General features: G+C 72.8%; 23 protein-coding genes and 1 riboswitch. Of the genes, 18 read left to right on the top strand and 5 right to left on the bottom strand.

Going from position 1 to position 22,716, the window contains the following annotated elements:
* The first annotated feature begins 68 nt into the window (after positions 1-68).
* The 3 genes from AC0680_RS08325 (at position 69) to AC0680_RS08315 (ending at position 3,874) form a co-directional block, all read left to right on the top strand.
* A complete protein-coding gene (locus AC0680_RS08325; protein ID WP_478625993.1) occupies positions 69-1,532 on the top strand; it encodes a GuaB1 family IMP dehydrogenase-related protein in 1,464 nt (487 codons plus the stop codon).
* Between the two features lie 403 nt (positions 1,533-1,935).
* Complete coding sequence (locus AC0680_RS08320; protein ID WP_478625991.1) at positions 1,936-3,408, top strand: amino acid permease; 1,473 nt, start codon at positions 1,936-1,938, stop codon at positions 3,406-3,408.
* Between the two features lie 10 nt (positions 3,409-3,418).
* A complete protein-coding gene (locus AC0680_RS08315) occupies positions 3,419-3,874 on the top strand; it encodes an Lrp/AsnC family transcriptional regulator (protein WP_393487901.1) in 456 nt (151 codons plus the stop codon).
* A 95-nt stretch (positions 3,875-3,969) separates the two neighbouring features.
* On the opposite strand, the gene AC0680_RS08310 is transcribed toward AC0680_RS08315, so the two are convergent.
* Entirely contained in the window at positions 3,970-4,551 is a 582-nt protein-coding gene (locus AC0680_RS08310) for an SMI1/KNR4 family protein (protein ID WP_478625989.1), read from the bottom strand.
* A gap of 184 nt (positions 4,552-4,735) precedes the next feature.
* Here AC0680_RS08310 and AC0680_RS08305 point away from each other — a divergent pair, with 184 nt between their 5' ends.
* From AC0680_RS08305 to AC0680_RS08295, 3 genes are all read left to right on the top strand, one after another.
* Positions 4,736-5,674, top strand: a complete 939-nt coding sequence (locus AC0680_RS08305; RefSeq protein ID WP_478625988.1) for a LysR family transcriptional regulator — start codon at positions 4,736-4,738, stop codon at positions 5,672-5,674.
* A 208-nt stretch (positions 5,675-5,882) separates the two neighbouring features.
* Positions 5,883-6,698: a carbon-nitrogen hydrolase family protein gene (locus tag AC0680_RS08300; protein ID WP_478625987.1), complete on the top strand. Its 816-nt coding sequence runs from the start codon at positions 5,883-5,885 to the stop codon at positions 6,696-6,698.
* Positions 6,699-6,844: 146 nt separating this feature from the next.
* Positions 6,845-8,545, top strand: a complete 1,701-nt coding sequence (locus tag AC0680_RS08295) for a flavin monoamine oxidase family protein (RefSeq protein WP_478625985.1) — start codon at positions 6,845-6,847, stop codon at positions 8,543-8,545.
* A 59-nt stretch (positions 8,546-8,604) separates the two neighbouring features.
* Here AC0680_RS08295 and AC0680_RS08290 read toward each other — a convergent pair whose 3' ends face one another.
* Positions 8,605-9,534 (bottom strand): LLM class F420-dependent oxidoreductase, encoded by a 930-nt coding sequence (locus tag AC0680_RS08290; protein WP_478625984.1) that lies wholly within the window; start codon positions 9,532-9,534, stop codon positions 8,605-8,607.
* Between the two features lie 153 nt (positions 9,535-9,687).
* Positions 9,688-10,407 (bottom strand): DUF5995 family protein, encoded by a 720-nt coding sequence (locus AC0680_RS08285; protein WP_478625982.1) that lies wholly within the window; start codon positions 10,405-10,407, stop codon positions 9,688-9,690.
* Between the two features lie 294 nt (positions 10,408-10,701).
* Here AC0680_RS08285 and AC0680_RS08280 point away from each other — a divergent pair, with 294 nt between their 5' ends.
* Positions 10,702-12,090: a uracil-xanthine permease family protein gene (locus tag AC0680_RS08280; RefSeq protein ID WP_478625980.1), complete on the top strand. Its 1,389-nt coding sequence runs from the start codon at positions 10,702-10,704 to the stop codon at positions 12,088-12,090.
* Positions 12,091-12,176: 86 nt separating this feature from the next.
* On the top strand, positions 12,177-12,662 hold the full coding sequence (locus AC0680_RS08275) for an acyl-CoA thioesterase (RefSeq protein ID WP_478625978.1): 486 nt from the start codon (positions 12,177-12,179) through the stop codon (positions 12,660-12,662).
* Positions 12,663-12,705: 43 nt separating this feature from the next.
* Here AC0680_RS08275 and AC0680_RS08270 read toward each other — a convergent pair whose 3' ends face one another.
* Positions 12,706-13,932, bottom strand: a complete 1,227-nt coding sequence (locus tag AC0680_RS08270) for an MFS transporter (RefSeq protein ID WP_478625977.1) — start codon at positions 13,930-13,932, stop codon at positions 12,706-12,708.
* Between the two features lie 65 nt (positions 13,933-13,997).
* Between AC0680_RS08270 and AC0680_RS08265 the strand changes: the two genes are divergently transcribed.
* Positions 13,998-15,272 carry an ROK family transcriptional regulator gene (locus AC0680_RS08265; RefSeq protein ID WP_478625975.1) on the top strand — a complete coding sequence of 425 codons (1,275 nt, stop codon included), beginning with the start codon at positions 13,998-14,000 and terminating at the stop codon, positions 15,270-15,272.
* A gap of 17 nt (positions 15,273-15,289) precedes the next feature.
* Here the strand turns inward: AC0680_RS08265 and AC0680_RS08260 are convergent, their stop codons facing one another.
* Positions 15,290-16,054, bottom strand: a complete 765-nt coding sequence (locus tag AC0680_RS08260; protein ID WP_478625973.1) for an SDR family oxidoreductase — start codon at positions 16,052-16,054, stop codon at positions 15,290-15,292.
* A 195-nt stretch (positions 16,055-16,249) separates the two neighbouring features.
* Positions 16,250-16,380, top strand: a riboswitch (FMN riboswitch).
* Between the two features lie 152 nt (positions 16,381-16,532).
* Between AC0680_RS08260 and ribD the strand changes: the two genes are divergently transcribed.
* The 9 genes from ribD (at position 16,533) to AC0680_RS08215 (ending at position 22,708) form a co-directional block, all read left to right on the top strand.
* Complete coding sequence (ribD, locus tag AC0680_RS08255; protein ID WP_478625971.1) at positions 16,533-17,660, top strand: bifunctional diaminohydroxyphosphoribosylaminopyrimidine deaminase/5-amino-6-(5-phosphoribosylamino)uracil reductase RibD; 1,128 nt, start codon at positions 16,533-16,535, stop codon at positions 17,658-17,660.
* Between the two features lies 1 nt (position 17,661).
* On the top strand, positions 17,662-18,306 hold the full coding sequence (locus tag AC0680_RS08250) for a riboflavin synthase (protein WP_478625970.1): 645 nt from the start codon (positions 17,662-17,664) through the stop codon (positions 18,304-18,306).
* Positions 18,303-18,956 carry a nicotinamide mononucleotide transporter family protein gene (locus AC0680_RS08245; protein WP_478625969.1) on the top strand — a complete coding sequence of 218 codons (654 nt, stop codon included), beginning with the start codon at positions 18,303-18,305 and terminating at the stop codon, positions 18,954-18,956. The genes AC0680_RS08250 and AC0680_RS08245 overlap by 4 nt, the downstream gene beginning before the upstream one ends.
* Positions 18,953-19,084, top strand: a complete 132-nt coding sequence (locus tag AC0680_RS08240) for a hypothetical protein (RefSeq protein WP_478625967.1) — start codon at positions 18,953-18,955, stop codon at positions 19,082-19,084. The genes AC0680_RS08245 and AC0680_RS08240 overlap by 4 nt, the downstream gene beginning before the upstream one ends.
* Positions 19,081-20,412, top strand: a complete 1,332-nt coding sequence (locus tag AC0680_RS08235) for a bifunctional 3,4-dihydroxy-2-butanone-4-phosphate synthase/GTP cyclohydrolase II (protein WP_478625965.1) — start codon at positions 19,081-19,083, stop codon at positions 20,410-20,412. Before AC0680_RS08240 ends, AC0680_RS08235 begins: the two co-directional genes overlap by 4 nt.
* Positions 20,413-20,490: 78 nt before the next feature.
* Positions 20,491-20,976, top strand: a complete 486-nt coding sequence (ribH, locus tag AC0680_RS08230) for a 6,7-dimethyl-8-ribityllumazine synthase (RefSeq protein ID WP_468976943.1) — start codon at positions 20,491-20,493, stop codon at positions 20,974-20,976.
* A gap of 34 nt (positions 20,977-21,010) precedes the next feature.
* A complete protein-coding gene (locus AC0680_RS08225; RefSeq protein WP_248867486.1) occupies positions 21,011-21,283 on the top strand; it encodes a phosphoribosyl-ATP diphosphatase in 273 nt (90 codons plus the stop codon).
* A gap of 54 nt (positions 21,284-21,337) precedes the next feature.
* Positions 21,338-22,186, top strand: coding sequence for an ATP phosphoribosyltransferase (gene hisG / locus AC0680_RS08220; protein ID WP_384485028.1), 849 nt, complete (start codon positions 21,338-21,340; stop codon positions 22,184-22,186).
* 57 nt (positions 22,187-22,243) lie between these two features.
* On the top strand, positions 22,244-22,708 hold the full coding sequence (locus tag AC0680_RS08215) for a PH domain-containing protein (protein ID WP_478625963.1): 465 nt from the start codon (positions 22,244-22,246) through the stop codon (positions 22,706-22,708).
* The last annotated feature ends 8 nt before the right edge of the window (positions 22,709-22,716 follow it).

Raw genomic sequence — 22,716 nt, 5'->3', positions numbered from 1 at the left:
CGCACACACGGCCCGGCGGCAGCTCGGACAATCGTATGAGCCCTGGTCAGGGCCCGTATCCTGGCCATATGCGATTCCTGAATCCGAAGAACGGCGCGCTCGAAGAGAGTTCTTCGGTGCCCTACGACCTGACCTACGACGATGTGTTCATGGTGCCCGGCCGCTCCGCCGTGGGCTCCCGCCAGGGTGTCGACCTGTCCTCGCCCGACGGCAGCGGTACCACCATTCCGCTCGTGGTCGCCAACATGACGGCGATCGCCGGCCGCCGGATGGCCGAGACCGTCGCCCGCCGCGGTGGCCTGGTCGTCATCCCGCAGGACATCCCGCTCGACGTCGTCACCGACGTGGTCACCTGGGTCAAGCGCCGCCATCTGGTGCTGGACACCCCGATCGTGCTCTCCCCGGTCGCGACCGTCGCCGACGCGCTGGCGCTGCTGCCCAAGCGGGCGCACGGCGCGGGCATCGTCGTCGAGGGCGGCCGTCCGGTCGGTGTCGTCACCGAGCACGACCTGGCCGGCGTGGACCGCTTCACCCAGGTCGCCGAGGTCATGTCCAAGGACCTGCTGGTCCTGGACGCCGACATCGACCCGCGCGAGGCCTTCAACCGCCTCGACGCCGCCAACCGCAAGCTCGCGCCCGCGGTCGACGCGGACGGCAGGCTGGTCGGCATCCTGACCCGCAAGGGCGCCCTGCGCGCCACCCTGTACACCCCCGCCACGGACGCCGACGGCAAGCTGCGGATCGCCGCCGCCGTCGGCATCAACGGCGATGTGGCCGGCAAGGCCAAGGCGCTGCTGGACGCCGGCGTGGACACGCTCGTCGTGGACACCGCGCACGGCCACCAGGAGACGATGATCAGCGCGATCAAGGCCGTCCGGGCGCTGGATCCGCAGGTCCCGATCGTGGCGGGCAACATCGTCGCCGCCGAGGGCGTCCGCGACCTGATCGAGGCCGGCGCGGACATCATCAAGGTCGGCGTCGGACCGGGCGCGATGTGCACCACCCGCATGATGACCGGTGTCGGCCGGCCGCAGTTCTCCGCGGTGCTGGAGTGCGCCGCCGAGGCCAGGAAGTACGGCAAGCACGTCTGGGCCGACGGCGGTGTGCGCCACCCCCGCGACGTCGCCATGGCGCTGGCCGCGGGCGCGTCCAACGTCATGATCGGCTCCTGGTTCGCCGGCACGCTCGAGTCGCCCGGCGACCTCCAGCACACCGCCGACGGCCGCCCGTACAAGGAGAGCTTCGGCATGGCCTCCGCGCGTGCGGTGCAGCGGCGGACGAGCGAGGAGTCGGCCTACGACCGGGCCCGCAAGGGGCTCTTCGAGGAGGGCATCTCGCACTCCCGGATGTTCATCGACCAGGCCCGCCCCGGCGTCGAGGACCTGATCGACTCGATCATCGCGGGCGTCCGCAGCTCCTGCACCTACGCGGGCGCGGCCTCCCTGGCCGAGTTCGCCGAGAAGGCCGTGGTCGGCGTGCAGAGCGCCGCCGGCTACGCCGAGGGCAAGCCGCTCCACGACAGCTGGAGCTGATCCGCCACGGGGCCGCTCAGCGGCTCCGCCGGCACGGCTCACCGGCCCCGCACCCCATGGGTGCGGGGCCGCTCGCGTATCCGGGCCCCGCCGGATGCGTGTCCCCGCCACGGATGTCCACCCCTTGGACACCCCGTCGGCGGGCCCGGCGTTCGGACCCTGGCGCGCAACGAACGACCGCCCGCCGCGCCCGTGCGCAACGATCGTCCGCGGTTGCGCAAGGAACCCGCATTACGGCAGGTCAACAGCGGCCCGTAAGGTCATGCGCTGTACGTGGAGTGGCGGAGACCGTCTGCTCGGCGGTCTCCTGCTGCAGGTGGCTCAGGCATGCCTGCAATCTGGCCGCTGCCGGTCGCCGCCCTCCGAACCCGCCTTGACCGGCAGCGATGAAGGAGCCACCCGAGTGTTGGAGCACGGCGCAGCCCCACCCGCAGGGGACCGCGACACCCAGCCACCCGCCCCCGGAGGCCTCGGCACCCGGCTGATGCGGCGCAAACCGGTCGAGCGGCTGGTCGCCGAGGGCGGCAAGGGGGAGGGCGGTTCGCTCCGCCGCTCCATGGGCGTATGGCAGCTGACCATGATCAGCATCGGCGCCACGCTCGGCACCGGGATCTTCGTGGTCCTCGGCGAGGCCGTGCCGGACGCCGGGCCCGCGGTCGTCATCTCCTTCATCATCGCCGGCATCACCGCGCTGTTCTCGGCGCTGTCGTACGCGGAGCTGGCCGGCACCATCCCGGTCTCCGGATCGTCCTACTCCTACGCCTACGCCACCCTCGGCGAGCTGGTCGCCTGGGTCTGCGGCTGGTGTCTGGTCCTGGAGTACGGCGTCTCGGTCGCGGCCGTCGCGGTGGGCTGGGGCGAGTACCTGAACGAGCTGCTCAACGGCGTCTTCGGCTTCACCATCCCGGACGCGCTGTCCGCGCCGCCCGGCGACGGCGGCATCTTCAACCTGCCGGCGCTGCTGGTGGTGCTGCTGGCGATGGCGTTCCTGCTGGGCGGGGCCAAGGAGAGCGCCCGGGCCAACACCGTCATGGTGCTCGTCAAGATCGTCGCGCTGCTGCTGTTCTGCGGTGTCGCCGTCCAGGGCGTGCGGTCCGGCAACTACGCGAACTTCATGCCGATGGGCATGGCGGGCGTCAGCGCCGCGGGCGCGACCCTGTTCTTCTCGTACATCGGCTTCGACGCCGCCTCCACGGCCGGCGAGGAGGCCAAGAACCCGCAGCGCGACCTGCCGCGCGCGATCATGCTCTCGCTGGTGATCGTCACCGCGCTGTACTGCCTGGTCGCGGCGATCGCCGTGGGCGCGATGCCGTGGCAGAAGTTCGAGGGCTCCGAGGCCGCGCTGGCCGGGATCATGAAGGCGGTCACCGGGCAGAGCTGGTGGGCCGTGCTGCTCGCGTTCGGCGCGGTCATCGCCATCGCCAGCGTCGTGCTGACCGTGCTCTACGGCCAGACCCGCATCCTCTTCGCGATGTCCCGCGACGGCCTGGTGCCGAAGGCGTTCTCCAAGGTGCACGCCAAGAGCGGTGTACCGCGGGTCAACACGGTGATCGTGTCGCTGTTCTGCGGCGTGCTGGCCGCGGCGGTGCCGCTGGGCCAGCTGGCCGACGCCACCAGCATCGGCACCCTGTTCGCCTTCGCGCTGGTCAACGTGGCCGTCATCGTGCTGCGCCGGACGCGTCCCGACATGCCGCGTACCTTCCGTACGCCGCTCTCCCCGCTCTTCCCGGCGATCGGCTTCCTGCTGTGCGTCTACATGATGGGCAGCCTCGGCACCGTGACCTGGGTGGTCTTCGGTGTCTGGATGGCCGTGGGCCTTGTGGTCTACTTCGGATACGGCTTGCGCCGCTCCCGATTGGCCACGTCAGAGAAGTGATCCACCCGCAGTGCGACTGAACGATCTCGACGAACGCATCGTCCACGCCCTCGCCGAGGACGCCCGCCGCAGCTATGCCGACATCGGCCAGGAGGTCGGGCTGTCCGCCCCGGCCGTCAAGCGCCGGGTGGACCGGCTGCGGGCCGACGGGGCGATCACCGGCTTCACCGTACGGGTGGACCCGGCCGCGCTCGGCTGGGAGACCGAGGGCTACATCGAGATCTACTGCCGCCGCAACACCTCGCCCGAGGCGATCCACCGCGGCCTGTCGCGCTACCCGGAAGTGGCGTCCGCCTCCACCGTCACCGGTGAGGCGGACGCCATCGTCCAGGTCTTCGCCTCGGACATGCGCCACTTCGAGCGGGTGCTGGAACGGATCGCGGGCGAGCCGTTCGTGGAGCGGACGAAGTCGGTGCTGGTGCTGTCGCCGCTGCTGCGGCGCTACAGCTCGGGCGCGCCGGGCTGAACACCGCCGCCGTACGCCGCCGACCGCCTGGCCGCCGCACCGGTTCCGTGACCGGCCTGCGGCACCTCATGACGGCCCTCCGGCCGCGCTCGCGCTCAGGACCCGCTCCCGCCCTCCGGCTCGCGGAGCCTGCGGAACGAGGCGTACTGGTCGTGCATCAGGTCGTGGAAGGAGTCGAAGCGCTCCGGCCCCATCCCTGACCACGAGGCGAGCCAGTATCCGGCCCATTCGCCGCGCTCGTCGACGTCCTTGGGGTCGAGGAGCATGACCGCGGCGTCTCCGTCGAGAGAGAGCCGCAGACAACGGGCGAGGATCGCGCCCTCGGGCTCTTCGTCCTCGTCGGCGAACTCGGTGTCGCTGTAGGCGTCGATCCAGCCGGAGTCGTCGTCGGTGTCGGCCAGCCAGGCGAGCTCGGCGGCGCCCGCGAGCCGGTAGATGAAGTTCCCGGCGTCCCGCCACCCGTCGGTGGTCAGCAGGAACTCACGGAGCGAGGGCGGCAGCGTCCGGCCGAGGCGGGCCTCGGCCGCCGCGACCTCGTCCGCACCGGCCGGGTCGAAACCGAGCCAGCCGTTCCGCACCACGTCGTCATCCAGGGGACCGTCCCGCTCGGGATCGTGCCCGGCGATCCACTGCTCGCTCCAGCGCTTCAGGAACGGCCGCCACTGCTCGCGGTTCATGCGCTTCCCTCCCACGTCGACCGTCGTCGAACGTCACCGCGTCAACGACACCACACGGGTCTGACATTCAGCTCCCACCGCGTACCGCCCCGCCCGGCGCCCGGCGGGTGCGCTCTCGCGCCGGCCGCGCCGCGCACCGCACTAAAGTCCGGTGGATTGACCCCCACCGCAAGGTATGGACTCCATGACTGCGCGAAACGCATCCGTCGACCTGAACCTGCTGACGGCCCTGGACGCCCTGCTGGAGGAGGAGAGCGTGACCGCGGCCGCCGACCGGCTCGGGCTCTCCGGGCCCGCCATGAGCCGCACCCTCGGCCGGATCCGCCGTACGATCGGCGACCCCGTCCTCGTCCGCGCCGGGCGCACGATGGTGCCGACCCCGCGCGCCCTGGAGATCAGGGCCGAGGTGCGCCGGCTGGTGGAGGCGGCTCACGGCGTGCTCGCGCCGTCCGCGCCCGCCGACCCGGCCCGGCTCGCCCGGATCTTCACCATCAACGCCAACGACCTCCTGGTCACCGCCCTCGGCCCCCGCCTGGTCGCCCTCGCCGCCGAGGAGGCCCCGCAGGTCGTGCTGCGCTTCCTCGGGGAGAGCTACATCGACCTGCCGCTGCTGCGCGACGGCGCCGCGGACCTGGAGGTGGGCGTCATCGACAGCCGCGAGCCGGAGATCCGTACGGAGGAGCTGTTCACCGATCGCGCGGTCGCCGTGGTGCGCGACGGGCACCCGCTGACCACCGTCGCGCTCACCCCCCGCCGCTACGCCGACGCCCCGCACCTCAACTTCACCCGCCGCGGCCGGCTCACCGGCCCCGTCGACGCCGCGCTCGCCGGACTCGGGCTGCGCCGCAAGGTGATCGCCACCGTGCCCACCTTCGCCGCCTCCCTGATGATGCTCCGCGACAGCGACGCGGTCGGCCTGGCCGGCGAACTGACCGCGGCGTCGACGGTCCGCGGGCTGGGGCTGCGCACCCTGCCCATCCCGCTCGACCTGCCGGCGATGACCATGGAGATGGCCTGGCACCCGCGCCAGGAGGCCGACGCGGGGCACATCTGGCTGCGCGGACTCACCCGCCGCGCCGTCGCGCAGGCGATCGGTGCCGCACCCGCCACGGCGCGACGGTGACGCCGCCGCCCCACGGGCCCCGGCCGTCCCGCGGCGACCCGGGCACGCCGGTCCGACCTGCGCGAACGCCGGGCGCAACGAATCGCCGGGGTCTCGCTTGAACGCGCAATGAATCGTCCGTCGGCACGCAACGGTGGCGCCTTGTCCGGAATCGTCGCCGCCCCGTACCGTCAATGCGTCCCGCCCGAACCGTCCGCCGAGGGGTCCCATGACGTCGCTGCACACCGCCCTGCTCCAGAGTTCGGGCCGGCCCGGCGATGTCGCGCACAATCTGCGGGTGCTCGGTGACGCGGCCCGCTCGGCGGCCGCGACCGGCGCCGGACTGCTGGTCTGCCCCGAGCTGTTCCTGACCGGCTACGCGATCGGCGGCGACGTGCACCGCCTCGCCGAGCCCGCCGACGGCGACAGCGCCCGGGCCATCGGCGAGATCGCCGCCGAGCACGGCATCGCGGTGCTCTACGGCTACCCCGAGCGCGCCGGCCACGACGACCCCGACAGCGCCGCGGTCTACAACTCCGCGCAGCTCATCGGCCCCGACGGCGCGCGCCTGGTGAACTACCGCAAGACCCACCTCTTCGGCTGCTTCGAGCGCCAGTGGTTCACCCCGGGCGAGCGGGCGGTCGTCCAGGCCGAGCTGGCCGGCGTCCGCATCGGCGTGCTGATCTGCTACGACGTGGAGTTCCCGGAGAACGTCCGGGCGCATGCGCTGGCCGGCACCGATCTGCTGCTGGTGCCCACCGCGCAGATGCACCCCTTCCAGTTCGTCGCCGAATCCGTCATCCCGGTCCGCGCCTTCGAAAGCCAGATGTACATCGCGTACGTCAACCGGGTCGGCCAGGAGGGCGAGTTCGAGTTCGTCGGCCTGAGCTGCCTGGCCGGCCCGGACGGTGTCGTACGCACCCGTGCCGGCCGCGGCGAGCAGCTGGTGCGGGCCGACGTGGACGCCGTCTTCCTGAAGGAGTCCCGGGCGGAGAACCCGTATCTGGACGACCGGCGGCCCGAGCTGTACGGCCCGCTGACGTGACCTGACCCGCCCACCCCGGCCCGACCCCCGTCCCACCCCTGTCCGCCGCAGGCCGGCCCGCGCCGCCCTGCCCGCTCGGCCCTGCCCGCGCCGGGCATCCCGCCCTGCCTGCTCAACCCTGCCCTGCCTGCGAGGAGTCCGCCCCGATGACGTCCACGGTGCCCACCGCCGCCCACCACGCGGATGCCCAGCCGCCGATCACCATGTTCGGCCCGGACTTCCCGTACGCCTACGACGACTTCCTCGCCCACCCCGCGGGCCTGGGCCAGATCCCCGCGGTCGAGCACGGCAAGGAGGTCGCGGTCATCGGCGGCGGCCTCTCCGGCATCATCACCGCCTACGAGCTGATGAAGATGGGCCTCAAGCCCGTCGTCTACGAGGCCGACCAGATAGGCGGCCGGCTGCGCACCGTCGGCTTCGAGGGCACCGGGGCCGAGGGGGCGGGCCTGACCGCCGAGATGGGCGCCATGCGCTTCCCGCCGTCCTCGACGGCGCTGCAGTACTACATCGACCTGGTGGGCCTTCGGACCACGCCGTTCCCCAACCCGCTGGCGCCGGACACCCCCTCGACCGTCGTCGACCTCAAGGGCGAGTCGCACTACGCCGTCACGGTCGAGGACCTCCCGCAGGTCTACCGCGACGTCATGAACGCGTGGAACGCCTGCCTGGAGGAGGGCGCCGACTTCTCCGACATGAACCAGGCGATGCGCGAGCGCGATGTGCCGCGCATCCGGGAGATCTGGGCGCAGCTCGTCGAGAAGCTCGACAACCAGACCTTCTACGGGTTCCTCTGCGAGTCGGAGGCGTTCAAGTCCTTCCGGCACCGCGAGATCTTCGGCCAGGTCGGTTTCGGCACCGGCGGCTGGGACACCGACTTCCCCAACTCCATCCTGGAGATCCTGCGGGTCGTCTACACCGAGGCCGACGACCACCACCGCGGCATCGTCGGCGGCAGCCAGCAGCTGCCGCTGCGCCTGTGGGAGCGCGAGCCGGCGAAGATCGTGCACTGGGCGCCCGGCACCTCGCTGTCGTCGCTGCACGACGGCACGCCGCGTCCCGCCGTGACCCGGCTGCACCGCACCGCCGGCAACGGCATCACGGTGACCGACGCCGACGGCGACATCCGCACCTACGAGGCCGCCGTCTTCACCGCGCAGTCCTGGATGCTGCTGAGCAAGATCGCGTGCGACGACTCGCTGTTCCCCATCGACCACTGGACGGCGATGGAGCGCACCCACTACATGGAGTCGTCGAAGCTCTTCGTGCCGGTGGACCGGCCGTTCTGGCTGGACAAGGACGAGGAGACGGGGCGGGACGTCATGTCGATGACGCTCACCGACCGGATGACCCGCGGCACCTACCTCCTCGACGACGGGCCGGACAAGCCCGCCGTCATCTGCCTGTCGTACACCTGGTGCGACGACAGCCTGAAGTGGCTGCCGCTGGACGCGAACGAGCGGATGGAGGTCATGCTGAAGTCGTTGTCGGAGATCTATCCGAAGGTCGACATCCGCAAGCACATCATCGGCAACCCGGTCACCGTCTCCTGGGAGAACGAGCCCTACTTCATGGGCGCGTTCAAGGCCAACCTGCCCGGCCACTACCGCTACCAGCGGCGGCTGTTCACCCACTTCATGCAGGACCGCCTCCCCGAGGACAAGCGCGGGATCTTCCTCGCCGGTGACGACATCTCCTGGACGGCGGGCTGGGCCGAGGGCGCGGTGCAGACCGCGCTGAACGCGGTGTGGGGCGTGATGCACCACTTCGGTGGCAGCACCGATGCCACCAACCCCGGACCGGGCGACCTGTACGACCAGATCGCGCCGATCGAACTGCCGGAGGACTGAGGACAACCGGAGGTCCAAGGACCCATGGGGCCCGGCACACCGCCGGGCCCTTCGTGTCCTCAGACCCCGGCCGCCCGCGCCGCCGCGTACACCTGCGCCGCGAGGTCCTTGAGCTCCTGCGCGTCGCGGGCGCCGCCCTGGAGGTCGATGAGGATCTCCTCCACGCCCACCGCGGCGTGTGCCACCAGATCCTCGGTGATCTGCTCGACGCTGCCCTGGAAGGGCTTGCGGTCCGGGCCGTCGTACGCCTTGGTGGTGTGCAGGGTGTTCACCCGCAGCACGCTGCGCACCGGCTCCCGGCGTCCCCGCTCGGCCGCCAGCTCCTGCACCCGCCGCCACTGCTCGGCCAGCTTCCCCGCGCCCATGCCGACGGGCATCCAGCCGTCCGCCCGGTCGACCAGCCGGCGCAGCGCGCGCGGGCTGTTGGCGGGCAGCAGGATCGGGATCGGCCGCTTCGGCTTGGGCCCGACGACCGACGGCGCGATGGTGGTCAGCGGCCCCTCGTACGCCACCGGGTCCGGGCCCCACACGGCGTGGCAGACGTCGATCAGCTCGTCGAGCACTTTGCCGCGCCGGCCGAACGGGGCGACGGCGGCGGCCGCGTACTCGTCCAGCGACCAGCCGGTGCCCAGGCCCGCGACCACCCGGCCGCCGCTCGCCGCGTCCAGCGACGCCAGGCTGCGGGCCAGCTGGAAGGGCACGTGAAGCGGGGCCACCAGCACGCTGGTGCCGAGCCGGGCCCGCTCCGTGGCGGCCGCCGCCAGCGTGAGCGTCACCAGCGGGTCGGCCACCGAGCGGTACTGGTCGGGCCAGGGCAGGCCCGGGATGCCGTACAGCCCCTGGGTGGCGGGCTCGGGGAACAGGATCCGCTCGAAGACCCACAGGCTGTCGTATCCGGTGTGCTCCGCCGCCCGCGCCACGTCGGGAACGTCGTGTCCGATGTCGTACTGCCGCATCTGCGGAAGGCTCAGACCGAGTCGGATGCCCATGCACGCACTCCTTCGTCTCAGGTGTTCCCCAGGGGCTGTCCCCGTGCCCTGCGGCCAACGTAGTGCCGCCCCAGGGAGGTCCGAGGTGGAAACACGTCGAGGTGGCGGACCGGGGGGCCGGGGAGGAGGGCGGGCGGCGGACGCCGGGGCGGGTCAGCCGGGCAGCGGGGTCAGCAGCATCCGTCCCACCAGGCCCACCCCGGCGTCCAGCCGCTCGGTGAACTCCGCCGCCACCTGGGGCAGCCCGCGTACGCCCCACAATGCCCGGGCCGCGACCCAGGCGCCGTCCCTGGCCTTGTCCAGGCTCCACGACCCGATCAGATGCGTCAGCGGGTCGGCGATGTCCAGTACGTCGGGGCCGGGCATCAGCCGCTCACGGATCCGCTCCTCCAGGCTCGCCAGCACCCCGCCCACCCGGTCGAAGTCGCCCTCCAGCACCTGTGGTTCGCACTCGAGCGCCCGGCAGGTGTCCAGCACCGCGAGCGCCAGATCGTGGCCGATGTGGGCGTTGATCCCGGCCAGCGCGAACTGCAGCGGACGCACGCCCGGGTGGCGGCGCAGTTGGAGCAGCGGCCGCCAGCAGGCCGGCGGCCGCAGCCCGGCGGCCGCCGCGTCCACCGCGTCGAAGTAGCGCCGCGCGAAGCGGAGGTCCAGCTCGCCGGCGGCCCGGGGATCGTCGAACCCGCCGTGGCCCAGGCGCTGGGCCACCGCTTCGGTGACGGTCAGATAGACCCCGTTGAAGACGGCCACCCCGTCCTCGGGGGGCAGCGCGGCGTCCAGCTCCCGCATCCGCGCCAGCACCTTCGCCACCCCGGTGGCGGTCGCGGTCCTCGGCGGGTCGTGTTCGTCGCCGCGTTCCTGAGTCGTCGTCATCCCTTCAGCGTGACAGCCGCGTTACGGCTGCCGGCGCCGCCCGATTGTCGATGCCCGGAACGGGGTAACGACCGGCGCGCCCTCTTGTGACTCCGCGCTGCCCCGGTGGCCGGAACGCCGGGCAGGAGCCCGGCCCGGACGTACGGCCGGGCCGTCACGAGCCCCGGCCGTCGAGGCGGGCGACGAAGGGCGGCGCGGCCCGGGCGGCCCGCGGTTTTGTCCGGCGGGAACCGTTCGGCTATTAATCACCTCGGCTCTGTGAGGTGCAGGGCGTCGCAACAGTGGAGTGTGATCATGGCGGGCTTCGGGTGGAAGCTGCACGGAGATGGCAAGCACCTGCAGCCCGGTGAGGTGGTCAGGCCCGGGGAGCGCCTGAGCTGGGGGCGGACCATCGGGCTCGGCGCCCAGCACGTCGTCTCCATGATCGGCGCTTGCTTCGTCGCCCCGGTGCTCATGGGCCTGGATCCCAGCCTCGCCCTGATGGCGTCCGGGGTGGCGACCGTGCTGTTCCTGGTGATGACCCGCGGCCGCATCCCCAGCTACCTGGGATCGTCGCTGTCCTTCGTGGGCGTGTCCGCGGTGATCGCGGGCCAGGGCGGCGACGCCGGGACCCTGACCGGCGCGATGCTCGTCGTGGGCGCCTGCCTGGCCGGCTGCGGTATCGCCATCCACGTCCTGGGCGCCCGGGTGATCCACGCCGTGCTCCCGCCCACGGTGACCGGTGCGGTGGTCATGCTCATCGGCTTCAACCTCGCCCCCGTGACCGCCTCCGTCTACTGGCCCCAGGACCAGTGGACGGCCCTGGCCACGATGCTCTTCACCGGCCTCGCGCTGGTCGTGCTGCGGGGCTTCTGGTCGCGCATCGCGATCTTCCTGGGGCTGGTCTTCGGCTACGCGCTCTCCTGGATCCTGGACCGCACCGCGGGGAAGATTCACTCGGTCGACGGCTCGGGCAAGCTCACCGACCACTGGCGCATCGACTTCTCCGGGGTCGCCGAGGCCGACTGGATCGGCGTCCCCACCTTCCACGCGCCGAACTTCTCGGCCTCCGCGATCCTGGTCGCGCTGCCCGTCCTGGTGGCGCTGGTCGCGGAGAACGCGGGCCACGTCAAGGCCGTCGGCGAGATGACCGGCGATCCGCTGGACGACAAGATGGGCATGGCCATCGTCGCGGACGGCACCGCGACGATGCTCTCGACCGCGGTCGGCGGCCCGGCCACCACGACGTACGCCGAGAACATCGGGGTGATGGCCGCGACCCGCGTCTACTCGACGGCCGCCTACACCGCGGCCGCGGCCTTCGCGGTGCTCTTCGGCCTGTGCCCGAAGTTCGGCGCGGTGGTGGCCGCGATCCCCGGCGGCGTGCTGGGCGGCATCACCGTCATCCTGTACGGCATGATCGGCCTGCTCGGCGCCCAGATCTGGGTGCGGAACAAGGTGGACTTCACCGTCCCGCTGAACCTCATCCCCGCCGCGGCCGGCATCGTGATCGCCATCGGCGGGGTCTCGCTGAAGTTCACCGAGCACTTCGAACTGAGCGGCATCGCCCTGGGCACCCTCGTCGTGCTCACCGGCTACCACTCCCTGCGCTGGCTCTCCCGGGCGACGGCGGCCCCGCGGCAGGGCTCGCTCCTGGACGGCGGGACCACCGACTACGACGGCAGCGCCGGCACGTCCGACTGAGGCCGGACCGGTGGGTAAAGCGTTCTAAGCGGCCGCTTACGATGGCTCCGCACACCGAAACCGAAGAACCCCTGGAGCAGTTCCCCGTGAACGTCGAACCCCTGCAGGCCGCCGACCCTGTCCCGTACGGGCAGCTGGTCCCCGTCACCGTCCACTTCGACGACCTCGACGCGCTCGGCATGCTCCACAACTCCCGATACCCGCTGCTGGCCGAACGTGCCTGGTCGGAGTACTGGCACGGGCGGGGCTTCCGGTTCGACGGCGACTGGGCGGCCGCCGGGGACATGTGCAACGTCATCAAGGAGATGCGGGTCTCCTACGAGCGGCCGATCACCAGCCCGGGCCGCCACGCCGCACACCTGTGGGTCGAACGCCTCGGCCGTACCGGTCTGACCTACGGCTTCCGGCTCTGCTCGGCCGACGGCGCGACGACCTACGCCCAGGGCCACCGGGTGCTCGTCCGGGTCGACCCCCAGACGCTGCGGCCCACCCCGTGGTCGGACCGGGCCCGCGCGATCGCGTCGGAGCTGCTCCGGCCGGAGGCGGACGAGCGGCCGGCGGACGCGGCCTGAGGCGCCGGGGAGCCGCCCTCGCCGGTCCAGGGCCGTCGTGGGGTCACGACCGTTCCAGATCGCCCGTCACCGCAGGGGCGCCCCGCGCCGTACGCCCCGGGACCCGCAGCACCCGCGCGCCCACGACCAGGCCGAACGCCAGCGCGGTGACCAGGGCGAACGACACCGTCAGCGAGGTCGCCTGGGCGATCCCGCCGATGGCGGACGGGGCGATGAGCCCGGAGGTGTAGGTGATCGTGGCGACGCCCGCGATGGCCTGGCTGGGGGCCGGGCCGCTGCGGCCGGCGGCCGCGAAGGCCAGCGGCACCACGACCGCGATGCCCAGGCCCATGAGGCCGAAGCCGGCCATGGCCGTCGCCGGGTGCCGCGCGGTGACGATCAGCAGGCCGCCGGCCGCCGCCAGCGCACCGCCGGTGCGTACCGTGCGCACCGCGCCGAAGCGGGCCACCACCTTGTCGCCGGCCAGGCGCGCCACGGCCATGGTGCAGGCGAAGGCGGTGGTCGAGGCGGCGGCCAGGCCCGCGTCGGTGCCCAGCCGGTCGCGGAGGTAGACCGCCGACCAGTCCAGGGCGGCGCCCTCGGCGAAGACCGCGCAGAACCCTGTCGCTCCGATGACCAGTGCCGACTTCGGCGGCAGCGCGAAGCGCGGCGGCGGATGCTCCTCGGGGGCGCTGCGCAGGTCCAGTACGCCCTGGCAGGCGAGCGCGCCGAGCAGGGTCAGGACGAGTGCGGCACCGGCCAGGTGCAGCCGGGCGTCCCATCCGGCGTGTGCGGCGACGGTGCCGGCCGCCGAGCCGAGCAGCGCGCCGGCGCTCCACATGCCGTGCAGCCCCGACATGATCGGCCGGCCGAGCCGGTCCTCGGTCTGAACACCCAGCGCGTTCATCGCCACATCCGACATCCCGGAGGCCGCCCCGTAGGCCAGCAGCGCCGGACACAGCGCGTACAGGCCGGGGGAGAGGGCGGGCAGGACCAGGGACAGGGTCCACAGCGCGAGCAGGCCGCGCAGCGCGGCGCGGGCGCCGAAGCGGTGGCTGATCCGGCCGGCCAGCGGCATCGCCAGGGACGCGCCGATCGCCGGGAAGGCGAGGGCCAGGCCGAGCTGGCCCGGGGAGATGCCGGTGTGGTCCTGGATCCAGGGGATGCGGGTGGCGAGGTTGCCGGTGACGGAGCCGTGGACGAGGAAGACCAGGGCGACGGCCCAGCGTGCGCGGCGCAGTCCGTCGCGGGGGAGGGGGGTGGCGTCGTCGGGGACGCCGTTGCCAGCCATGGGCGGTAAACTATCAGGAACCCTGCCTGATAATAAGGGTGCCGGCCGGATGAAAGGATCCCGTCATGCATCCACCGCGCGCGGCGACCGCCGGCCGCACCGCCTCCCCGACCACCGCCCGGCTGATCAACGATCGGCTGGCGCTGCAACTCCTGCAGTCCGAGGGGCCGCTGACGGCAGGTCAGCTCAAGACGCTGACCGGTCTGTCCCGGCCGACGGTGGCGGACCTCGTCGAGCGCCTCCAGACGGCCGGGCTGATCGCCGTCGTGGGGGAGAGCGGGGCGCAGCGCCGCGGGCCCAACGCCCGGCTCTACGGGATCGTCGCCGACCGGGCCCACCTCGTCGGCCTCGATCTGCGCACGCACAGCGTCACCGCCGCGGTCGCCGACCTGCTGGGCCGGGTACGCGCCGAGCGCACCGCCCCCATCGGCCCGGACGACGCCCCCGACGCGGCCGTCGCCACCGCCCTCGCCGTGCTGGACAAGGCCCTGGCCGCGGCCGGGGCCGAGTCGCCGCACACCCTCGCCGTCGGCGCCCCCGGCCTGGTCGACCCCGCGACCGGGCGGCTCGGCGGCACCGACTGGAACTCGTCCTGGCACGCCGCCCTGGTCGGCGCGCTGCGCGAGCGGACGGCGGCACCGGTCCTGCTGGAGAACGAGGTCAACCTCGCCGCCATCGCGGAGCGCCGCGACGGCGCGGCCCGCGACCGCGACACCTTCGTCCTGCTCTGGCTGGGCCATGGCACCGGCGCCGCGGTCGTCCTGGACGGCACACTGCGGCGCGGCGCCTCCGGGGGCGCCGGCGAGATCGGCTTTCTGCCCGTCCCCGGCACCGCGGCGCTGCCCTCCGCGAGCGGCTGCGACGGCGGCTTCCACTCCCTGGCGGGCTCCGCCGCGATCTGCGCACTCGCGGCGGAGCACGGCATCCGCCCCCTGGTGGACGAGGAGGCGGACCGCGGTCCTCTCGCGGACTCGCCGCCCGCCGAGGCCCTGGTCCGCGCCGCGGTGGCCGGCGGTGCCGCCGGTGCCGGCTTCCTCGACGCGCTGGCCGCGCGGATCGCCCTCGGCGCGGCCGCCGTCTGCGCGGTGCTCGACCCCGGCTGCGTGGTGCTCGGCGGCGAGATCGGCCGGGCCGGCGGCGAGGCGCTCGCCGGCCGGGTCGCGGACCGTCTGGCCCGCCTCTCCCCGCTGCGTACCGACGTACGGGCGGGGGCCGTCGGCGGGCGCGCGGTACTGCTCGGCGCGGTGCTCGCCGCCCGCGACGCCGCCCAGAACGACCTGTTCGGTCCGGCGGCGGGCGGCTGGGGCCGGTCCGACGGGCCGCGATCGGACAGCCCCTAGGGGCCGCCCCCGGGCGGCTACCCCGCCCGCTCCGCCAGGAACTCGGCGTAGGTGCGCCGCCCGTCGGCGTGCTCCGGGGTGAGGTTCCCGCCGCGGCGCAGCGCGGCGGCGGCCGCGCCCGGCAGCCACACCGGCAGCAGCAGCCGGCGCCGCCCGCCCGCCGTCAGCGTGGCCCGGACGAGATCCCGGGCCGTGCACACCTCGGGGCCGCCCATGTCCGGTACCCGCCCGGCCGGTCCGCCGGCCGCCAACGCGGCCAGCCGGTCGGCCACTTCGCGCACCTCGACCGGCTGCACCCGCACGCCCGCCGGCACCGGCAGCACCGGCGAGCGGGCGCCCGCCTTGACCAGCCGGAGCACCAGATCGTGGAGCTGCGTCGTCCGCAGCACCGTCCAGCCGATGCCGGAGTCCGCGATCAGCCGCTCCACCGCGAGCTTGGTGCGGTAGTAGCGCAGCGGTACCCGGTCCACGCCGACGATCGAGATGTAGAGCAGATGCCCGACGCCCGCCCTCCGCGCCGCGTCGAGCAGCCGCCCGGCGGCCTCCGCGTCGCCGCCGGCCGGCGCCGTCGCGCAGTGCACGACCGTGTCCACGCCCGCCAGTGCCTCGGCCAGACCGGTTCCGTCGCGCAGATCGACCGCGTACGACCGCAGACGGGGCCGCTCGGCACCGGTGTGCGGGCGCCGGCTCAGCGAGCGGACGTCATGACCCTCCTCGAGCAGCCGGTCGATCAGGGGCCGCCCGAGCGTGCCCGTGCCGCCGGTCACCAGAATTGTCGCCATCAGGGATCAGTCCTCGGGGTGTGCGGGGATGCGTACGTACGGAGGACGGGCGTGTGCCGTCCCCGCTATGACGGACCAGCCGGACCGGCCGTGACACCCGCGACGCGCCGGGAGCTGTGAGGCAGCCCACAGGGCTTCGCTCGCATGGGCGAGGATCGGCCGTGGCAGACTGAAGCTGTACTGACATAAGAGCAGCAGCGCACTCCGGGGTCGGTGTAATTCCGAACCGGCGGTTATAGTCCGCGACCCGTCCGCAGCCAGCGGCCGGTTGAGCAGGTGAAATTCCTGCACCGACGGTGAAAGTCCGGATGGGAGGCAGTGCGCGGCGGGCGAGCATCGGTACACCGCCGTCGGCGGCGCGTCCGGGTCGTTTCCCGGGCGAGCCCTCTTTTCCGGCCTCGGTGTCCCTGTTGCGCGTTTCCGCTTCTGTCGTCCTGACAGCCCCGGAGTCCGTGCCTGAAAGAGGCAGGAGGACCCGGTGGCCACCGCAGCCCCCGTCGAGACCGCGGCGATGCGCCGAGCCATCGAGCTCGCCGCACGCGGCCTCGGGCACACCAGCCCCAACCCCGTGGTGGGCTGTGTCGTCCTGGACTCCGCGGGCCGTACGGTCGGCGAGGGCTGGCACCAGCGGGCCGGCGGGCCGCACGCCGAGGTCCACGCCCTGCGCGCCGCCGGTGAGCGGGCCCGCGGCGGCACCGCACTGGTCACCCTCGAACCCTGCAACCACACCGGTCGCACCGGCCCCTGCGCCCAGGCGCTGATCGACGCCGGCATCGCCCGGGTCGTCTACGCCGTCTCCGACCCCAACCCCGCCGCCACCGGCGGCGCCGTCACCCTGGCCGAGGCCGGCGTCGACGTCGAGGGCGGGCTGCTCGCCGACGAGGCCGCGGCCGGCAACGAGGCCTGGCTGACCGCCGTGCTGCGCCACCGCCCCTTCGTGCTGTGGAAGTACGCCGCCACCCTCGACGGCCGGATCGCCGCCGCCGACGGCACCAGCCGCTGGATCTCCTCGCCCCAGTCGCGCGCCGACGTGCACCGGCTGCGGGCCGCCGCGGACGCCGTGATCGTCGGCTCCGGCACCGCCCGCGCCGACGATCCGCAGCTCGGCGCCCGGATCAGCGGCCTGTCCGACGACGAGATCAGCCAGCCGCTGCGGGTCGTCGTCGACTCCGGCGCCACCGCCGTCAAGGCCGGCGCCCGCGTCCTGGACGGCACCGCGCCCACCCTGATCGCGGTCGCCGAGGACGCCGACGCCGCCCACCTCGAAGGCCTCGCCCCGCTCGTCCGGCTGCCGCGTGCCGCCGACGGTCGCGGGCTGTCCATCCCCGCACTGCTCAAGGCCCTGTACGCGCGCGATGTCCGCTCCGTACTGCTCGAAGGCGGGCCCACGCTCGCCGGGGCCTTCCTCGCCGCCCAGGCCGTCGACAAGGTCGTCGGCTATCTCGCGCCGGTGCTGCTCGGCGCCGGACCGGCCGCCGTCGGTGACGCCGGAATCACCACCATCGCCCAGGCGTTGCGCCTCGACGTGACCGACACCGAACGGCTCGGCCCCGATCTGCGCATCACCGCCACGCCCATCCGCCACACCCTCCACGAGGAGAACTGAAGTGTTCACCGGAATCGTCGAAGAACTGGGTGAGGTCGTCGCCATCGAGGACCTCGGCGACAGCTCCCGCTTCCGACTGCGCGGCCCCGTCGTCACCGAAGACGCCAAGCACGGCGACTCGATCGCCGTCAACGGCGTCTGTCTGACCGTCGTGGACACCGCCGACGGTGAATTCACCGCCGATGTGATGGCCGAGACCCTGAGCCGCTCCAGCCTCGGCGCGCTGAGCGCCGGCTCGCGGGTGAACCTGGAGCGCCCGATGGCGCTCGGCGGCCGGCTGGGCGGGCACCTCGTCCAGGGGCATGTGGACGGCACCGGCACCATCGTCGAGCGCACCCCCGCCGAGCACTGGGAGATCGTCAAGATCGCGCTGCCGGCCGCACTGGCCCGCTACGTCGTCGAGAAGGGCTCCATCACTGTCGACGGTGTCAGTCTCACCGTCGTCGACGCCGCCGACGACTACTTCACCATCAGCCTCATCCCCACCACCCTCGCCCTGACCACCCTGGGCATCAAGAAGCCCGGCGACCCGGTCAACCTGGAGGTCGACGTCCTGGCGAAGTACGTCGAGCGGCTGCTCACCCGGGGCACGCCGCAGGGCGCGGACCTGACGGACGTCGAGGAGATCAAGGAGATGGACCGGTGAGCGTCCTCGACCCGCTGAACGGTGTGGCCTTCACCGCCTTCGGCCAGCACGTCATCTGGTCGGACATGATCGGCAACACCATCGGTCTGGCCGCCCTGGCCCTCGGCTGGCGGCGCTCGATCTGGACCTGGCCCGCCCAGTTCCTCTCCGGCCTCATCCTCGTCGCCGCCTACGCCTCCGCCCACCTCAGCGGCGGCGTCGGCAAGCAACTCCTCGTCATCGGCGTGGCCTTGTGGGGCTGGCGGCAGTGGCAGCGCGGCCGGCGGCAGGCGCAGGACGGCTCCATCGCCGTACGTTTCGCGAGCTGGCGCGAGCGGGCCGTGCTGCTGGCCGGCACGGCGCTGGGCACCGCGGCCGTCGGCACGCTCTTCACCCTGATCCCGCAGCTGTCCTGGAACCCCTGGCCGGACGCCTACATCTTCGTCGGCACGCTCGCCGCGATGGTCGCCCAGGCCCGTGGGCTGGTGGAGTTCTGGTTCGCCTGGCTGCTGGTCGACGTGGTCGGCGTCCCGCTGGCCTTCAGCAGCGGCCTGGCCTTCTCCGGCCTGGTCTACGTCGTCTATCTCGCCCTCGTCGTGTGGGGCATGCGCGACTGGTGGCTGCGCTCGCGCGCCGAAAGCCGCCCCGTCCTGGAAGGAGCACTCTCGTGAGCGACGCACGCGCGGCCGCCGGGCCGCAGACAGCACTGAAAGCCGCACCTCTGCGCCGCGTGGGCGGAGATGGGGGCACCGCCCAGGCCGTACAGGCACTGGGGGAGAACAAGGGGGCACGAGCATGACCGCACTGCAGAGCTGGTACGACGCCGAAGCCGACGGCTCACTGGCGCTCGATCCCGTCGAGCAGGCCATCGCCGACATCGCCGCCGGCCGCCCGGTCGTCGTCGTGGACGACGAGAACCGCGAGAACGAGGGCGACCTCGTCATCGCCGCGGAGAAGGCCACTCCCGAGATCGTCGCCTTCATGATGAGCGAGTGCCGCGGACTGATCTGCGCGCCCATGGAGGGCCCGGAGCTGGACCGGCTGGAACTCCCGCAGATGGTCGAGCACAACACCGAGTCGATGCGGACCGCCTTCACCGTCTCCGTCGACGCCACCGCCGCGCACGGTGTGTCCACCGGCATCTCCGCTGCCGACCGCGCCACCACCCTGCGGCTGCTCGCCTCCGGGGAGTCGCAGGCCGGCGACTTCGTGCGGCCCGGCCACATCTTCCCGCTGCGCGCCCGGCCCGGCGGCGTACTCGTCCGCAACGGCCACACCGAGGCCGGTGTCGACCTCGCCCGGCTGGCCGGACTGCGCCCGGCCGCCGCCATCGTGGAGATCGCCGGCGAGGACGGCACCATGCTGCGGCTGCCCGAGCTGGTGCCGTTCGCCCGCAAGCACGGCCTGTCGATCATCTCCATCGAGGACCTGATCGCCTACCGGCGGTCGTCCGAGCCGACCGTCCGCCGCGAGGCCGCCACCCGGCTGCCCACCGCGCACGGCGAGTTCACCGCCTACGGATACCGCTCCACGGCCGACGGAGTGGAGCACATCGCGCTGGTCGCCGGCGAGCTCGGCGACGGCGAGGACGTCTTGGTCAGGGTCCACTCCGAGTGCCTGACCGGCGATGTCTTCCACTCGCTGCGCTGCGACTGCGGACCCCAGCTGGAGGCCTCGCTGCAGAAGATCGCCGAGGCCGGCCGCGGTGTGGTGATCTACCTCCGCGGCCACGAGGGACGCGGCATCGGGCTGCTGTCCAAGCTGCGCGCCTACGAACTCCAGGAGCGCGGCCGCGACACCCTGGACGCCAACCTCGAACTGGGGCTGCCCGCCGACTCCCGCGACTACGCCGCGGGGGCGCAGATGCTCCAGGACCTCGGCGTGCGCTCGCTGCGGCTGATGACCAACAACCCCGACAAGACCGCGGCCCTGGTGCGGCACGGCCTGAAGGTCACCGGCCGCGAGCCGATGGCCGTCCAGGCCGGCGAGCACAACCTGCGGTATCTGCGCACCAAGCGGGACCGGATGGGCCACGACCTGCCCTGGCTTCCCGGCGCGGGCGCCGCCTCCACCGGCGCGGCCGACGCCACACCCCCCGCTGACGCGACGACCTGCGACAACCAGTAGCCCCCGCCCCCGGCGGCTACGTCCCCCGACACCCCCACGTCACCACCACCGACCCCCATCACCCGTACGAGGAGAACCGTGAGCGGCAAGGGCGCACCCGAACTGACCGTGAAGAACTGTGGCGACCTGCGGGTGGCCGTCATCGCGGCGCAATGGCACGAACAGGTGATGGACGGCCTCGTCGACGGTGCCCTGCGCGCGCTGAACGAGCTGGGCATCAGCGAGCCCACGCTGCTGCGGGTGCCCGGCGCCTTCGAGCTGCCGGTCGTCGCCAAGGTCCTGGCGGGCCGCGGCTATGACGCGGTGGTCGCGCTCGGCGTGGTCATCAAGGGCGGCACCCCGCACTTCGACTACGTCTGCCAGGGCGTCACCCAGGGCCTGACCCAGGTCTCCGTCGACACCGGCGTCCCCGTCGGCTTCGGCGTGCTGACCTGCGACACCGAGCAGCAGGCGCTGGACCGCGCGGGCCTGGAAGGTTCCACCGAGGACAAGGGGCACGAAGCGGTCACCGCCGCGGTCGCCACCGCCGCGACGCTGCGCACCGTGTCAGAACCCTGGCGCTGAGGGGAGGGGCCGACCGCGTAGGGTGGTGACCATCATGTCCAAGAAGACGTTCGAGGAGCTGTTCTCCGAGCTCCAGCAGAAGGCCGCCACCGGCGACCCCGCCACCTCCCGTACCGCCGAGCTGGTGCAGGCCGGTGTCCATACGATCGGCAAGAAGGTCGTCGAGGAGGCCGCCGAAGTCTGGATGGCCGCCGAGTACGAATCCCATGAGGCGGCCGCCGAGGAGATCTCCCAGCTCCTCTACCACCTCCAGGTCATGATGGTCGCCAAGGGCATCTCCCTCGACGACGTCTACGCCCACCTCTGATCCCCCTTCCCGGCACCCGCACAACTCCCTTCAGCTGCAAAGGAACTCTCTCTCATGCTGCGCATCGCTGTCCCCAACAAGGGTTCACTGTCCGAGCCTGCGTCGGCGATGCTCCATGAGGCCGGCTACCGCCAGCGCAAGGACCGCAGGGAACTGGTCCTGGTCGACGCCGAGAACGAGGTCGAGTTCTTCTTCCTGCGCCCGCGCGACATCGCGGTCTACGTCGGCTCCGGCAAGCTCGACATCGGCATCACCGGCCGTGACCTGCTGCTGGACTCCGGAGCCGACGCCGAGGAGATCCTCCAGCTCGGCTTCGCGGGCTCGACGTTCCGCTACGCCACCCGCCCGGGTACCGCCAAGGACGTCAGCGAGTTCGGCGGCATGACGATCGCCACCTCCTTCGCCGGCCTGGTCACCCAGCACCTCGCCGACAACGGCGTGGACGCCTCCGTCGTCCACCTCGACGGCGCGGTGGAGACCGCCATCCAGCTCGGGGTCGCCCAGATCATCGCGGACGTGGTGGAGACCGGCACCACCCTGCGCAACGCCGGTCTGGAGATCATCGGCGAGCCGATCCTGAAGTCCGAGGCCGTGGTCATCCGCGGCACCGGCGCTCCGGACGACGACCCGAAGGTCCGCCAGTTCCTCCGCCGCATGCAGGGCGTCCTGGTGGCCCGCCGCTACGTGATGATGGACTACGACATCCGCGTCGAGCACGTCGAGAAGGCCGTCGCCCTCACGCCCGGTCTGGAGTCGCCGACCGTCTCCCCGCTGCACCACGAAGGCTGGGTCGCGGTCCGCTCGATGGTCCCCTCCAAGGACGCCCAGCGGATCATGGACGAGCTCTACGACCTCGGCGCCCGCGCCATCCTGACCACCGGCATCCACGCCTGCCGGCTGTGACCCGCCCGGCCTGACCACCCGTACGCACCGACCCGCCCCCGACGGAAGACCGACGACGTGTCCGCGGCACCTCAGCCTTCTCTGCCCAGCCTCCCGGTGACCTTCCGGCCGACCCGCACCCGGATCGTCCTGTACACCGTCGCCCTCGCCCAGTTCGTGGCCCTCACGGCCATCGCGCTGGCGCTGCCGAAGCTGAGCGGCGGCGAGCGGTTCAGCTTCGTGGCCACCGGAGCGCTGGTGGGGGCCGTCCTCCTGCTGCTCAGCCGCCCCAAGGTGGTCGCGCGGCAGGAGGGCGTCACGGTCGTCAACCTCACCACCAGGCGCGAGCTGGCCTGGGCGCAGATCGTGCGTGTCAACCTCCGGTTGGGCGACCCCTGGGTCCACCTCGACCTCGCCGACGGCACCAGCCTGCCCGCGATGGGAATCCAGCCCGGCATCGCCAGGGACCAGGCCATCCGTGACGCCCGGGCGCTGCGCGACCTCACCGAGAAGCATGGTGCGCTCGACCACACGGCCGGGTGAGCCTGCCC

It is taken from the genome of Streptomyces sp. NPDC043738, assembly GCF_056436545.1.
This window is presented reverse-complemented; position numbering and strand designations above follow the sequence as displayed.